Annotated in this window: 16 protein-coding genes; 5 read left to right on the forward strand and 11 right to left on the reverse strand. The window is 32.5% G+C overall.

Features of this window, described 5'->3' with window-relative positions; translation table 11 throughout:
* Positions 1-53: 53 nt before the first annotated feature.
* From apt to GAPWK_RS07695, 3 genes are all read left to right on the forward strand, one after another.
* On the forward strand, positions 54-605 hold the full coding sequence (gene apt, locus GAPWK_RS07685) for an adenine phosphoribosyltransferase (RefSeq protein WP_025315659.1): 552 nt from the start codon (positions 54-56) through the stop codon (positions 603-605).
* A gap of 247 nt (positions 606-852) precedes the next feature.
* Positions 853-1,623 carry a dimethylargininase gene (gene ddaH / locus GAPWK_RS07690; protein ID WP_025315660.1) on the forward strand — a complete coding sequence of 257 codons (771 nt, stop codon included), beginning with the start codon at positions 853-855 and terminating at the stop codon, positions 1,621-1,623.
* 44 nt (positions 1,624-1,667) lie between these two features.
* Positions 1,668-3,077: a basic amino acid/polyamine antiporter gene (locus GAPWK_RS07695; RefSeq protein ID WP_025315661.1), complete on the forward strand. Its 1,410-nt coding sequence runs from the start codon at positions 1,668-1,670 to the stop codon at positions 3,075-3,077.
* 14 nt (positions 3,078-3,091) lie between these two features.
* Here the strand turns inward: GAPWK_RS07695 and GAPWK_RS07700 are convergent, their stop codons facing one another.
* Together GAPWK_RS07700 and nfi are read right to left on the reverse strand one after the other, a co-directional pair.
* Complete coding sequence (locus GAPWK_RS07700) at positions 3,092-3,841, reverse strand: tRNA1(Val) (adenine(37)-N6)-methyltransferase (protein ID WP_025315662.1); 750 nt, start codon at positions 3,839-3,841, stop codon at positions 3,092-3,094.
* Positions 3,831-4,496 carry a deoxyribonuclease V gene (nfi, locus tag GAPWK_RS07705; protein ID WP_025315663.1) on the reverse strand — a complete coding sequence of 222 codons (666 nt, stop codon included), beginning with the start codon at positions 4,494-4,496 and terminating at the stop codon, positions 3,831-3,833. The genes GAPWK_RS07700 and nfi overlap by 11 nt, the downstream gene beginning before the upstream one ends.
* Before the next feature lie 60 nt (positions 4,497-4,556).
* Between nfi and GAPWK_RS07710 the strand changes: the two genes are divergently transcribed.
* Entirely contained in the window at positions 4,557-5,138 is a 582-nt protein-coding gene (locus GAPWK_RS07710) for an IMPACT family protein (RefSeq protein ID WP_025315664.1), read from the forward strand.
* Between the two features lie 790 nt (positions 5,139-5,928).
* Here GAPWK_RS07710 and GAPWK_RS07715 read toward each other — a convergent pair.
* The 4 genes from GAPWK_RS07715 to GAPWK_RS07730 all read right to left on the reverse strand — a co-directional run bounded on the left by GAPWK_RS07715 (position 5,929) and on the right by GAPWK_RS07730 (position 9,676).
* Positions 5,929-6,405: a hypothetical protein gene (locus GAPWK_RS07715; protein WP_025315665.1), complete on the reverse strand. Its 477-nt coding sequence runs from the start codon at positions 6,403-6,405 to the stop codon at positions 5,929-5,931.
* A 369-nt stretch (positions 6,406-6,774) separates the two neighbouring features.
* On the reverse strand, positions 6,775-7,413 hold the full coding sequence (locus tag GAPWK_RS07720) for a hypothetical protein (protein WP_025315666.1): 639 nt from the start codon (positions 7,411-7,413) through the stop codon (positions 6,775-6,777).
* A gap of 244 nt (positions 7,414-7,657) precedes the next feature.
* Positions 7,658-8,386: a Vgb family protein gene (locus GAPWK_RS07725; RefSeq protein WP_025315667.1), complete on the reverse strand. Its 729-nt coding sequence runs from the start codon at positions 8,384-8,386 to the stop codon at positions 7,658-7,660.
* Between the two features lie 96 nt (positions 8,387-8,482).
* Positions 8,483-9,676: an MFS transporter gene (locus GAPWK_RS07730; RefSeq protein WP_025315668.1), complete on the reverse strand. Its 1,194-nt coding sequence runs from the start codon at positions 9,674-9,676 to the stop codon at positions 8,483-8,485.
* Positions 9,677-9,953: 277 nt separating this feature from the next.
* Here GAPWK_RS07730 and GAPWK_RS07735 point away from each other — a divergent pair, with 277 nt between their 5' ends.
* A complete protein-coding gene (locus GAPWK_RS07735; RefSeq protein WP_025315669.1) occupies positions 9,954-10,877 on the forward strand; it encodes a LysR family transcriptional regulator in 924 nt (307 codons plus the stop codon).
* A gap of 266 nt (positions 10,878-11,143) precedes the next feature.
* Here the strand turns inward: GAPWK_RS07735 and GAPWK_RS15600 are convergent, their stop codons facing one another.
* The 5 genes from GAPWK_RS15600 to GAPWK_RS07760 form a co-directional block, all read right to left on the reverse strand.
* Positions 11,144-11,422: an MFS transporter gene (locus GAPWK_RS15600; RefSeq protein WP_080692464.1), complete on the reverse strand. Its 279-nt coding sequence runs from the start codon at positions 11,420-11,422 to the stop codon at positions 11,144-11,146.
* 380 nt (positions 11,423-11,802) lie between these two features.
* On the reverse strand, positions 11,803-12,201 hold the full coding sequence (gene dhaM, locus GAPWK_RS07745) for a dihydroxyacetone kinase phosphoryl donor subunit DhaM (protein WP_407919856.1): 399 nt from the start codon (positions 12,199-12,201) through the stop codon (positions 11,803-11,805).
* 12 nt (positions 12,202-12,213) lie between these two features.
* A complete protein-coding gene (dhaL, locus tag GAPWK_RS07750) occupies positions 12,214-12,792 on the reverse strand; it encodes a dihydroxyacetone kinase subunit DhaL (protein WP_025315671.1) in 579 nt (192 codons plus the stop codon).
* Between the two features lie 13 nt (positions 12,793-12,805).
* Positions 12,806-13,795, reverse strand: a complete 990-nt coding sequence (gene dhaK, locus GAPWK_RS07755) for a dihydroxyacetone kinase subunit DhaK (RefSeq protein ID WP_025315672.1) — start codon at positions 13,793-13,795, stop codon at positions 12,806-12,808.
* A gap of 11 nt (positions 13,796-13,806) precedes the next feature.
* Positions 13,807-14,949 carry a glycerol dehydrogenase gene (locus GAPWK_RS07760; protein WP_025315673.1) on the reverse strand — a complete coding sequence of 381 codons (1,143 nt, stop codon included), beginning with the start codon at positions 14,947-14,949 and terminating at the stop codon, positions 13,807-13,809.
* Positions 14,950-15,107: the final 158 nt, after the last annotated feature.

Raw genomic sequence — 15,107 nt, forward strand, 5'->3', positions numbered from 1 at the left:
TATATAATAAAAAATTAGACGCTCTTAAAGAAAATAGTTAGAGAATATTTGATATGACTCAATTGCAAGAAAAACTTGAACTTATTAAAAATAGCATTATTACTATCCCCAATTATCCTAAACAAGGGATCCTTTTTCGAGATATCACCAGTTTACTTGAAGACCCTATTGCATTTAAAACTTCTGTCGAGCTTTTAATTGATCATTATAAAGATAAAAAAATTGATAAAGTTGTCGGAACCGAGGCGCGTGGTTTCATCTTTGCAGCGCCTTTAGCATTAGCATTGGGTATCGGTTTTGTACCAGTAAGAAAACCTAATAAGTTGCCACGTCAGGTTTTTAAAGAAGAATATCAACTAGAATACGGCACTGATACATTAGAAATGCATTGCGATGCTATAAAACCTAATGAACGAGTATTGATCATTGATGATTTACTTGCGACAGGTGGAACTGTTGCTGCTACTGCTAAATTAATTCAAAAAGCGGGAGCAATAGCCGAAGATGCAGCATTTGTAATCAATTTACCAGATTTACATGGTAAAACTAAATTAACCAATATGGGAATTAATTGTTATACATTGGTCGATTTTAGCGGTGAATAACCTATAAAGCCTTTATAATAGCTAAAAATCAAATTTTAAGGGTAATGTTTATTACCCTTTTTTATAAAAAATAATCAGCCTCTATTTTTCTTTCATTTAAGTTTCATCCATCAAACAGATTTTCCATTTGAATAAAAAAACACAAAAATTGCATAAAAAGTCAAATTAACTCTTGATAAAGTTATTGCTGTGAATTATTATTCAAAAACAAAGCATAATTATTTAATTAAAAAAGGATTTAAAACTGATGAAAAAATTTAATCATATTATTGCAAGAACACCAGCTAAATCACTTATCGATGGTTTAACATCGGCTAACTTGGGTAAACCCGATTATCAAAAAGCATTAGACCAACACAATAACTATATTCGAGCTTTGCAACAATGTGATGTTGATATCACTATTTTACCAGCTGATGAACGTTTTCCTGATTCGGTATTTGTTGAAGATCCTGTTTTATGTACCCCACATTGCGCCATCATCACTAGACCTGGCGCCGAAAGTCGTCGTGGTGAAACCGAAATTATTAGTGAAACTATTGAAAGATTTTATCCCAATAAAGTAGAAAAAATTTCCGCACCAGGGACTGTTGAAGCTGGCGATATAATGATGGTTAATAATCACTATTATATTGGTTTATCAGCACGAACTAATCAAGCGGGTGCAGATCAAATGATTGCTATATTAGAAAAATATGGTTTATCAGGATCTGTGGTTAGTTTAGAAAAAGTACTACATTTAAAAACTGGTCTTGCCTATTTAGAACATGACAATTTGTTAGCTGCAGGTGAATTTATTACTAAACCTGAATTTCAACATCTTAATATTATTGAAATTCCTGAACATGAAAGCTATGCCGCTAACTGTATTTGGGTGAATGAACGAGTTATTATGCCTGCTGGCTATCCAATTACCAAAGCTAAAATCGAAGCACTGGGTTATCAAATAATTGAAGTTGATACATCGGAATACCGTAAAATTGACGGTGGTGTAAGTTGTATGTCTTTGAGATTTTAATCATAAAAAAGTTAATTATCTAAACAACTAAATAAGAAAACGATATGAATACACCAGTAAGAAAAAAGCTTGGCATACTTCCTCTCACGTTACTAGTAGTAGGAAGCATCGTAGGTAGTGGTATTTTTAGCTTACCACAAAATATGGCCGAAGGCGCCGGCGCAGGAGCGATATTAATTGCATGGGCCATAACCTTATTTGGCATGCTGATGCTAACTAGAATCTTTCAGTATTTATCAATCCGTTTTTATAAAATTAATGATGGATTATACGGATATGTACGAGAAGGATTTGGGGATTATATTGGCTTTAATGCAGCATGGGGATATTGGATCTCTGCATGGATGTCATGTGCTAGTTATTTGGTTATCTTATTTAGTGCACTAGGTTCGTTTGATTGTTTTAACTATTTTGGCAATGGCACCACATTCCCTGCAGTTATTGGTGCCCTTATTTTCTTATGGATTGTCAATTCATTTGTATTAAAAGGTATTTATCATGCATTCTTATTAAATTGCTTAGTTACTTTAGCTAAAATTGTACCGATAGGATTATTTATTGTTTGCATCGTTTTAGCATTCAAAGTGGATACATTCAAAACTGATTTCTGGGGAACTCCTGAGTTAGGCTCTATTGTTACTCAAATCAAACACACTATGCTTTATACTGTCTGGGTCTATTTAGGGATCGAAAGTGCAACAGTTTACGCATCACGCGCCAAAAGTATTTTAAGTATAAGTCGAGCCACCTTTTTTGGTTTTGCTATCACCAGTCTATTACTCGTTTGTGTATCAGTATTATCTTTGGGCATTGTCCCTCAGCATGAATTAGCACAAATGAAAAATCCTTCAATGGCATTAGTCATTGAACATGTTATCGGTAGCTGGGGAGCAACTTTAATTAATATCGGACTTATCGTATCAGTGAGTGGCGGATTATTATCATGGTTACTTCTTGCTGCAGAAATGCTGTTTCTAAGTGGACAAGGTGACGAACACACCGTACCTAGCTGTTTTGGCAAACTTAACAAGAAAGGGACGCCCGCAAATGCATTGTATTTAACGTCAACTTTGATCAGTATACTTATTATTCTTGCCCACTTTTATCAATCTGGATATAACACGCTGATTCAACTATCTACTTCCATGGTGCTCATTCCCTATCTGCTATCAGCCCTTTTTGTATTTAAATTAGCAATAAATAGAGGTAAAACTTACTTAATCTTTTTGGGCTTAGCGGGTTCAATTTATGGGATATGGTTGATTTATGCAGGTGGGATACATTACCTATTATTATCCATGATTTTATATGGCGTTGGATTGGCATTTTACTTATACGCTAGAAAGCAAAGAGCATTACCTGCTTTCAGTTTTCTACATGATAAAATCTATGCCATTACCATAATTATTTTGGCAATTATCGCCATAGTCTATTTTTATGTGCTACCTAATTAACTCATAATTGAGGGTTATTTTCGAAACAGATAAAAATCATTCAATAATTGTCTGAATTCTGATGAATAACGGCCATCATCATCACGCATACAAAGTTGCTCACTAAGTACTTGACCATTATTAGTTAAAGAAAAAGCCAATAAGGACAATGAAAAGTTTTTATTGGCATTATATCTGACATACAACTCTTGCTGTAAAAAAAGCTGATTTGACTTGCACAGACAAATAAACTGATCAGCCATATGAAAAGGGAGAACCAAACAAAACAGACCATCTTGTTTTAACAAACGTTTGACTGAATTGATAAGCTGACCAAAGTTTAAACTTTCAGTATAACGAGCAAGTTGTCGTTGACTATTGCGACAATCAACGGCAGGTTCAAAATAAGGCGGATTTGTCACAATTAGATCATAACTCGCCTTCATAGTAGGATCGAATTTATTAATATCTGCTTGTTGTGCCTTAACAGATGTCAAACCTGCATGCATACTATTTTCCTGACATTGCTTAACAGCATCGGCATTAATATCAATTGCATCAATTTGGCAAGAGTTATGAGCCAAACGCTGAGCCAACATTAACGCTATCACTCCGCATCCTGTACCAATATCGAGTATTTTTTGTGGATGATGTTCAATCGGAGCCCAAGCACCAAGCAAACAACTATCCGTTGTTACTTGCATAGGACTTTTATCATGTGCAACAAAAAAACGTTTAAATGTAAAACCACCTTTTTTTAATGGTTCTTGATGATTATTTTTCATTTAATAATTTTTTAAATAAAGATTTATTTGACGCAATCGCATCTGCCCAACGAGTCGGTTCAGGTAATCGATAGCCTCGTAAACACAAGTTAACCCATTTTAAAGCACTCGTCTGACTGACACGATGCCCTGCCGAAATAAATAAAGGATTACAATTATTTTTACTTTGTAATACCCAACCGATTTGCTCTTTTTTATCTAATAAAGGAGTAACATTGCCCGCTTGTTTTGGTAATGTTTCATATTGCCCACATAATCGTTTTTTAGCCACGCCAATGGTTGGCATATCCAACAATAAACCGAGATGACTGGCAATTCCTAAACGTCTGGGATGGGCAATACCTTGACCATCGACCAATAGTAAATCTGGTTTTTGCTTTATTTGTTGCCATGCTGCCAATAAAGCAGGATATTCCCGAAAGGATAAATAGCCAGGAATATAAGGAAACTCAGTTTTTAAACGAGCGACATGGTATTCAACAACAGAAAAATTAGGATAACTTAACACAACAATCGCTGCCCGAGTAATATTACCACTATCTTCAAACCCTACATCAGTTCCGCCAATAAAATTGATTGGTTCGTTAAAGTCATCGGACAATCTCACTTGCTTAGCCAACGATAACTGGGTTTGTTTTAATTGCTGTAAATTAATAGACATTTTAATTATGATCAGTATCATTATCAGTTATGAAACAATTTTACCAGAATACGAATGCCATATACATTAGCAATTCCTACCGAACTCACAGAAGAAATCAAAAAAAGTCGTTTTATTGTCAATGCGGCGCCGGTAACATCAGCAGATCAAGCAGCCCAGTTCATTGATACAATCAGCGATCCTAATGCCACTCATAATTGCTGGGCATGGAAGATTGGTCAACAATACCGTTTTAATGACGATGGAGAACCTACAAGTACAGCGGGACGCCCTATTTTATCTGCGATTGAAGGACAAGATTGCGATCAAATTGTAGTGGTCGTTACTCGTTACTTTGGTGGTATAAAACTGGGGACAGGAGGTTTAATTCGAGCATATGGCGGTTCGACAAGCCACTGTCTTCAACAAGCAACATTGATTGAGCTTATTGCAAGAATTACATTGCAATTTCATTGTTACTATAACGAATGGCCCATTATAGAAAATCGCCTCAAAGAACTCGATGTAATTATTGAAAATCAAGAATTTGACGCCGAAGGAGTAAAAGTGAGCATAGCCATTACAAAAGATAACTCATTGATATTAAGTAAAAATATCAGTGATATCACTCGTGGCAGAGTCAAGATAACGTTATAAATTCTAATCTGATAATACTGTAAAAAAGTTTCAGGTTAACTATACGTTTTAGTTAAAATGAGATATTGAACTAATGCATTTTTTGTTAATGCATAAAAGATATCTTTATGACCGTAATGCAATCAATTTTTATTCAGTGACTAATGCAAAAGTATCACAATTTTTATGATGTAAAGTAATCAAGTTAATGATTGCACTTGTCTGGATAAGGTTTTAGGATACGAAATTCGTTTGATAATATAGCTCTCGATACTTAAATCATGTAACAATAAATTTTAGTAATTGGAATAATATAACCTATTGAATATAAGGTTAAAATAATCTTATTAGCCAGATATGAAATGCTCAATGATACAAGATGCTCAATTGAGTTTATTCGTATCCGACTATCCTTGCCATTATCCTCCTTAACATTAGGAATTTTCCTATACGTCAAGTTAGACTTTCTCAAAAAATGACGTAGTGAAACTACAATATTTCATCAAAGCAAGGTATATATTTTTCAAATTATTAAATTTTATGTTTGTATTAACTAATTTAATTTGAATGCAATACAATAGGCCTAACCTATGTTTAAAAAAATACTAGTATTTAGTAAATCATATTAGTTCTTGAATAGAGTCTTAATTGAGCTCACTATTTATATGATGTTTAAAATATACTTCAATCTATAGCATGATTTTCTTATATGCATTCAATTGTATTATAGTTGCTATAACGTTTCCTTTTTTTTAAGTATTATCTACCAAACTAAATTCAATGCCAGCCATATTATTAAAACAATAACTGCTTAGTTTATTGATTTAATCAAGTGGCTATTGCCTGATACAGGATTTACCTCAATCATCTGGTCTTCATTTAATTCAGATTCATCTTCATCTTCAATTTGATCGTCTGTATTTAACTCATCATTACTATTTCCATTTAAGGTTTTATCTGATAAAGCTAAACCTGATTGTGTCTTATCAGTTTCTTCAGTATTAATTAAATATGTCGGGTTAGCTTGGATTACATTTGCTGTCCTGACATTTAATGCAGTTACATCATTAATACTTAACCCTACAAATATACTTGCACCTATCAACAGAATTTTGCAATAAAAAGATTTATCTAACATGATTTTAGTTAAGCTTAATGCAAAATTAGAGGTTGAATGCAAATACTTTTGAGAGTTTGAAGAAATTGAAGTCAAAAAATCAACTTTACTTTTTAATTTTAAAGATGAATTTAAATTATGACCCCCTACAAACCAATTGTATTTTAACATATTATTACTTCCTCCCTACAAAAGATTGTTTTGTTTTATATATTCAATCTTATGTTGCGAAGTATAATATTTTAAAAAAAATTAGCAAACTTATCTTACAAAGATTTGTTAACTAATGTAAAATCAATTGATTATGTTGTTAGCTTTTATTTTTCAAACCCTATAATTTTTTGAATATTTTTTATATATCGCGACCATTAAAGATTAAATTTTATACTGGCATTTAATTTGTAATAATTACTTTATCTACTCCAATTAAGTGAAAAGCTAATAGGCTGTATTATCTCTTATATACAAAAGAATGTAATTAAACAATAAGTTTGAATAGTAAAATTAAATCTTATAATATCAAAATTTACCTTTTTTAGATCATGATTTAAAAGCAACCAGATCACCAACTTGGTCATCGACTAGTTTTATTAGTTCAAGAATTTTCTCATCACCATCAATAAAGATGTAGACATTATCTAAACGAGGATAGTATTGTTTGAAGAATTTTCCACTTTGTGTACCTGCAGGACAAAAATGTAAAACTAAAGCCTCTTTACAACATCCTAATGCCATAAAATCATCCCAATAGAATACACCGTCCATATCGATCGATTTGATATAAATACCTTCTTCAAAAAAAGCACAATAACATTCAACAGGCCATTTAGCTTTTTTGTAAAGCTTTTTAATTGAGTGTATTTCGAAATAAATTTGTACATAGTGTCTAAGAAGATAGAGTATAGCAACGATTCCAACTATTGGGATTAAACCAAGAATCTTTGTTAAATTATTAGTTAAAGTAAAAAAAGTTGAAAAGAGAAAACATACCAATATCAAAGCGACGACTGAACCAGCCAATATCATCAACGCATATTTAGGGAAATACAGACGATGAATAATGCGTGGAATTTTTGCAAACAACGTCTGTTGAGAATCAAATATAAATGTGCGTTCAAACAAAAAATGAGCTTCATTAGGATCAAATGCATAATAAGGTTTTTTAATTCTTTCTTTCATTGATATTCCTATATATTGTATTGTATATGACGCGCAACAATATTATAAAACACAATGATCAATTGTAAATTAAACTTATTATTTTATTCAAAATTCAATAGAAATAGAAATAGAAATAGTGCTAATTATCCTATCTACAATATTAAATTTGATATTCCTGCTACTCATAGGTTTAAATTTCATTTTTTTAATTAAACTCGTTTTACACGAATCTGTTGAAGTAATTATGATTGCTTATCAGATCTTAATTACTATCCATTGTGTAAACTGAACCATCACCCCAAGTTCCAATATAGTAATGATTATTATAATTTGCTAATGCAACTGCTCCTGATAATGAAGAGGCCAAATTTGTCACTTTTTTCGTTTTTACATCAATTTGTCGCACCATTCCAGCACCATTATCAATAACAGCAACAGCATTTGATGAAATTGTTACAATACCAACTCCAGGACGATCGAATTGATCACCTAATTCAGTTTTATTACCATTAGGTTCGATCATAGTCAAACGACCGCTATATTGAGAAACAACTAAACTATTATCGGCTAGTTGAGTCACACCAACGGGTGTAGACAATCCGTTAGCTACGATAGTTTTTTGTTTGGTTTCTAAATCAAGAGATACAATTTCACCCGTTGAGCGGTTAGTGATCAATAGTTGACCATTATTAGAAAAAGCAATACCTGTAGGTGTACGATAACCCTCTGATATTTTTTGAGATTTACCATTTGGGGTGATTTTTAAAATATAATCATCACTGTAAGACGAAACATATACATTATCTTGTTTATCAATAACTATTCCTGAAGGAGAAGAGATACCTTTATAAAATGTCTCCTGTTCACCATTGCTTTTAACTTTTACGATCGAATCACCAGACCAATTCGTCACATACATCACACCAGAGCTATCAAAAGCGATTCCTGTCGGAGCACTAAAGCCCGAAGCTACCTTTGTTAAATTTGCCATACTTAATCCTGAATAAAAGAATAAAAATATAAATAGAGAGAAATGTAAAAATCTTTTTTTCATAACTAGTTTCCTTAATAATTAACTGCTACCTTTTTAATGTTTACGACTATTTTTAATGTATTGAATACCAACAATAGCTAGAATTAGATTAACTATCGTCAATATGACACAAATAGTAACTACTCCACTCCAATCCATGTTTTGATAAACAATACCTAATAGATAAGTTCCGATACTTCCGCCAGCCAAACAAGAAAGTAAATATAAAGATGAAATCGCTCCTCTAGAATTAATTGACACAATTTTATTCAGCATGGTAATAACTAATGGCTGAATACCAAACACAAATAAAAACAAACTAAAAATACCTAATCCAATAACATATAAAGTTGAGCTATAACCAATAGTCACAACCGATGCACATACAGCTATCAAATAAATGACTAGAAGATAGCGTTCATTTATAACTTGCGATAATTTGCCGGTAATTATGGTACCGATAATCGCACTGAGGCCGGCAAAATTGAGCCATCCCAAAATGGTAGAAGATAAATAAAAAGGTGCACTTTTCAAATAAAATGTGAGTAGCGAAGATAATCCTAAGTAAACAAAAAATAGTAGAAATCCGACTAATAAAAAAATAATCACCGCTTTATCGAATAATAATTTGAGTGCACCTAAATAAGTATCGAGTACACTGGTAGCTGAAGATTGAGCATTAGTTTTTTTTATACAGAAAGGAACAAAAAGGCAAATTAAAATTATCAAATCAGCATAAATTATAAAGCCAATTTGCCAAGACCATAAATCTGTCAACATAGCAATCATACTACGGCTAAAAATAATGCCCACAATTGAAGCTGAAATCATAACTCCCATTGCTTGAGGCAATTTATGATTAGGTGTGTTTTTAGCAGTGTAAGCAAATAATGCTGCAGGAACAGCCGCGGCAAAAAAACCGATTAGCGACATGATGGTCAAATATAAGTCAAAACAATCAACAATCACCGATAAAACTAAACAACAAACTGTTCCAATACTACCAACTAATACTAAAAACCTTGTCGATACCTTGTCTGATAGAGGACCATAAATAAAAAACGAAATAGCATAAAAAAAACAAGATAAGCTAAATACATTTCTCGCTGCTAAAATATCAATATGATAACTCTGCGATATTTCCTGAAATATAAGTTGACTTATATAAACCGAACCAACTAACAACACAATTAATAATGCCGACAAGATTACGCTCAGTTTTGTATGTACAAAATCTTGTTTAGACATGTTGTTTAACTCCATAAACAAAAAAATTAGCGATGCAAAAAATTGTTTGTCTGTTATCAAATTGATTAACAAAAAATAGTAATTAATTAATGATTAAAAGACTAACTTTGAAACTGATAATTGGAAAATACTTATTTTGTTATACGAAATTCGTATTGCAAAGAAACATATAAATAAATGCAAAATATAAATATCTCATTCATAATAACAAGATAATAGTTAAGTTATATAAACTTCAAAGCATCTAAAAAATAGCTTATTAGGATAGTAAAACATTATGGACATCTATAGCAAAAGATTACCAACAATCAAGCAATTACAATATTTTATCGCCGTATGTGAGGAACTTAGCTTTACAGGTGCCGCTGAAAAATTAGGCATAAGCCAACCTCCACTTTCTACTCAAATAAAAAATTTGGAAGAGACCCTACAAATTACACTCTTTTTAAGAAATTCACACAAAATCGTATTAACTAAAGAAGGCGAAATATTAAAATCAAAAGTTACTAAATTATTAAATGGTCTATGCACTATAGTAAAATCAACAAGAACAAATTGTTTTGAAAAAGTTATTATAGGAACAACTAAAACCTTAAGTTTTGACTATATTCCTTTTTTTAGATTGTTTTTTTCAGAATTTAGAGATGAAACTGAAATATATAAACACAACTATACATCGAAAGAACTACTGTTTGAATTACAGAAAGGAAATATCGATTTTGCAATTGTTTCTGACTATTCAAATAGAGATTTTAGCGAAAACTCATTGCTCATTTACCAAGAACCAATGATGTTAGTGTTACCAACAAATCATCCATGTAGCCAACTAAACAAAGTAAACCTTAGTGATGTAACTGATTTACCACTTTTTTGGTTTAAACAACATTTAAATCCTTTTTTTTACGAACAGTGTGATAAAGTTTTCAATCGTTTAGATAAACCAATAATCAGACGGGCAGAACTTGCAGATAATCTTTCAATGTTGCTAGAGGTTGCTTTAGGTAATGGAATGATGCTTTTACCACAATCAAAGGCACAAGCTAAAGTTGATGGTGTCTCCTACAAAAAATTAATTACCAACCAAAATGACAAATTAAAAATTAATATTTACCTTGTTTGGCGGAAAAACCTGAAAATCACGCCGGTAAATAAAACCATTATTGATTTTTTTCACTCAAGTTTAAACCATAGTACAGACTAATTTAAACGAATTACTTCCCACTTTATTCTTAATAATCTTTAGAGTTAGTTAGATAATACAACTAATATTAAATCATACAGTCAAAAACATATAAAAGCAGGATTATTAAAAAAGTTCTCCTGCTTCAATTTGTTAGTATAAATAATCAAAAAAGTTTTTTATATTCAGGCATTGCTTTTAGATAATTCATTAATAATCTGTTCGTACTCATCATTCTAAAGAGGATAGAAGAAATACATAAAGACAATTGCCAATATTGCTAATACTTAAGAGTAAATATAGATAAGATTGCGAATTCCAAATAATGCATTTTCGCTTAGTTCTGCATTTGGCACATACTCTACTAAAGCTAAAACAATTATTGATATAAAACCAGCTACAGCTTGTAACATTTCACCCCAAAAAGGATAAGATGAACAAATAAGACCTTCAGCACGAATTCCTGTTTTCCATTCACCATATTCAACAGTATCAGATATTAAAGCCGAATTGAGAGTATAAATAAAAGAACTACCTAAGTAAGCTAAAGTGCAAAAGCAACAAATGTAGAAAGAGAATTGACAACAAAGAAAGCCGTTAAATCAGCAGCAGCCCAAATTACGCATCCAATAATATATAACCAAACTCTATCAATATATTTAACAAGGTTTGGGACAATAACAGTGCCAATAAAAACCGCACCAATTGAAACGAAGCGGATTTAAGGAATAATACAAATAAATCATTTGAGCGGTAACTCGAAGTCAAGTACTCATCTCTTCTCGATCATTACCATTATTAACTATCCATCCAAAACCTTTTGGTGTAACAGCTTTTCTGGCATATTAAAATATTAGTTAAGTTTCTAAACAACGATTATGTACCTTGGTATTAATCTAACTCATTATTCTGATTTACCTTTAATTACATTCATTACCAAATCATTTTAAAATTCTTTATTTATTAATTTTAATTCTTCAAAAATTGATTCAAGACTATCAATATTTTCAATTTGAACAGCAGCCATGAAGGCCCCCTCAACCAATGGGCAATTGACAATATGAATTTTTTGTTTAATCGCATCATTATCAAGCATATCGACGGCTGCTTCTGAACTCATTACGGCACTGCCTATATCTGTGAATACGAGAATGGCATCATCGGATTTGCGCTCTTGAAAAGTTTCATATATTGCTATTGGATCTGTTCCTAGATTTCCATCTGATGTTCCACCAAGAGAAAAAACAGTCACGTTTTCTTGATTCAACGCCATTTGATCAATCATCTCTTTCAAACCATCCGTTATCTTCTTACTGTGAGATACAAGAATGAAACTTATCATTATTAATTTCCTTGTTTATTGAATATTTCTTAGCATCGATGAGAACAAATACCCACTTGAAACTGAACCAGGATCTAGATGACCAATTGAACGCTCTCCTAAGTAAGAGGCTCGTCCCTTTGTTGCTATCATTGATTTTGTTGATTCAACGGCAATATCAATAATTTGTTGCGTTAATTGTTTAGATAAAAGACTTTCGCAAACAGGCGTCCACACATCAACCATCGTTTTTTCACCGCATGCGGCTTTACCTCGTTTGAGAATGCCATTAAGTCCTGCTTGAATAATGAGAGGTAATTCATCGGTTTCTTTAGCAGCTTTAGCCATTTCCATAAATGCAGAGCCATAGAGCGGACCTGAAGCACCACCAATATTTCCCATGAGTGCCATCGCTGTTATTCTAAAAATCTCAGAAACTGAATTAGGCAATGCTTTTGCGAGTTCAGCTTGCATTGCGATTACGCCACGATTCATATTATTACCATGATCACCATCGCCAATTGGTGTATCTAGATCAGTTAAATAAGTTTTATTTTTTTGAATTTCATTAGCAAAATCATTTAGCCAATTTAAAACATTTTTTGTATCAAGCATGATTTATTCCTTTTTACCAAGCTAATGTCGTTACAGGGTAATTAAGATTTTTGAGCCATTCGTCATCTACGATCTTCATTAAAGTTAAAGAAACGCCAGCCATATCAATTGCTGTCATATAATTACCGACTTTCGTAAATACTACATTCAATTTTTCTGTTTTTAATTGACGTAACACATCATTGGTAAAAACATATTGTTCCATTAATGGAGTAGCACCTAGCCCATTAATCAAAACTGCATATTGGTCATTTTCTTGAAATGAAAATGCTGCTTTTAATTTACTAATGAGTTCCTGAGCTAAAAATTTTGAAGATTGTAGTTTTTCTCGTCTGTATCCCGGTTCACCATGAATTCCAACACCATATTCAATTTCATCATCAGCAAGAACAAAGCCAGGTTTACCAACTTCGGGAACGGTTGCGCCAGAAAATGCCACTCCAATTGTTTTAATATTTGGAATAATTTTTTCTGAAAGTTGTTTGATTTCAGTTAAACTGGCACCTTGTTCACTGGCCGCACCCAAAATCTTATGAACTAAAATTGTACCAGCGACCCCGCGCTTACCTTGGGTATAAGTACTATTTTCAACAGCAATATCATCATCAACGATACAGCTATCGACTTTGATACCCTCCATTTCAGCCATATCTTTTGCCATTTCAAAATTCATAATGTCACCAGAGTAATTCTTTATTACAAGAAATACTCCTTGTCCTGAATCAGCGGTTTTTATAGCGTTAAAAATTTGATCGGGTGTGGGTGAGGTAAATACTTGACCACAGACAGCAGCAGTTAACATTCCTTGACCAACAAAACCAGCATGAGCAGGTTCATGACCACTGCCTCCTCCACTTATAATTGCTACTTTATCAATTCCTAAATTTTTTCTAATTACTATTTGAGAATCAGCAACTCTTTCTAATAATGTAGGACTACTAGCAATTAAACCATCAATCATTTCATTAACGATATCTGAGGGATTGTTGATCAATTTTTTCATTGTATTAGCTCCTATTTCACAAATTTGCCAGTTGTTTTATAATTTTTACCAATAGTATCGGCAAGTAAAATTGCCGCTTTAATTCCTTCAACTGTAACAGGGAATGGCATAGAATGAATTGATTCTTCAGGGATAATGGTTTTTTCTGCCACTTCAGTGAGCTGTTGGTCTGAAATGGTTTTTACGCCAATATCTTCAAGACAAACCGGAAGATTAACTGATAAACAAAAATCTAAAACTTCTTTAAGCTCTTCTTCTGGTGAATTTTCTAATATAAGTTGAACTAAAGTACCGAATGCAACTTTTTCACCATGATAATAATGATGTGTTTCTTCAAGGATGGTTAATCCATCATGGACAGCATGAGCACCAGCTAAACCACCGCTTTCGAAACCAAGTCCTGAAAGCAAAATATTAGCCTCTATGACATTTTCCAATGCAGGAGTGACTACTTTATCAATGCAAGAAGCTTTAGCTTTTTTACCGTCTTTTAATAAAGTCTGATAGCATAGTGTAGCAAGAGCAAAAGCAGCTAAAGTTGGTTTTGCTCCTTCGCATAATTGTTCTCTTACTCCACATGGTAATCCCGCATTAATATTGGCATAAGATTTTTGATTTGCTCTCGCTTCAAAATATGTTGAAAGCGCATCCCCCATCCCTGATACTAAAAACCGAACAGGTGCTTGAGCAATAATTTGAGTGTCAATAAGTACAACGCTTGGACTTTGTTTGAAATAAGCATAATCATCAAACGCCCCATCAGGAGTATATAAAACGGCTGAATGACTTGTTGGAGCATCAGTGGCGGCTATCGTTGGCACAATAATAACAGCATTACCTTCTGCCACACATTTAGCTGTATCAATAGCTTTACCGCCTCCTAAACCTATTGTGCAATCACATTGTTCTGTGATAGCTAATTTTTTTAGACGTTCTACTTCTATACGTGAACATTCACCATTAAATCCAGCTGTAACAAACAAGCAATTGTATTTTTCTGCCGTATAATCAAGTTGTTTACGAACTCGATCAATATCTGATTGATTAGCAATTAATAAAGCTTTCTTGCCAAAACTTGTTACAAAATAACCTAAATTTAATAATTCATTTTCACCTTGAACATATTTAGACGGTGATATAAATGCTTTTCTCATAATTGCCTCCAAACAAGGAACCATACCAAACAAATAAGATCACAAACTTATTATATTAATGATAAAAACCAAAATAAACGCAACATAATTGTGCCGGTTCTGTGATTTAGCGCAAACTTTTAATCAAAAAAGAATAATATTGATCTCTAAAAATTGTT

Origin of the sequence: Gilliamella apicola, assembly GCF_000599985.1 — a bacterium.
GTDB classification, from domain to species: Bacteria; Pseudomonadota; Gammaproteobacteria; order Enterobacterales; family Orbaceae; genus Gilliamella; species Gilliamella apicola.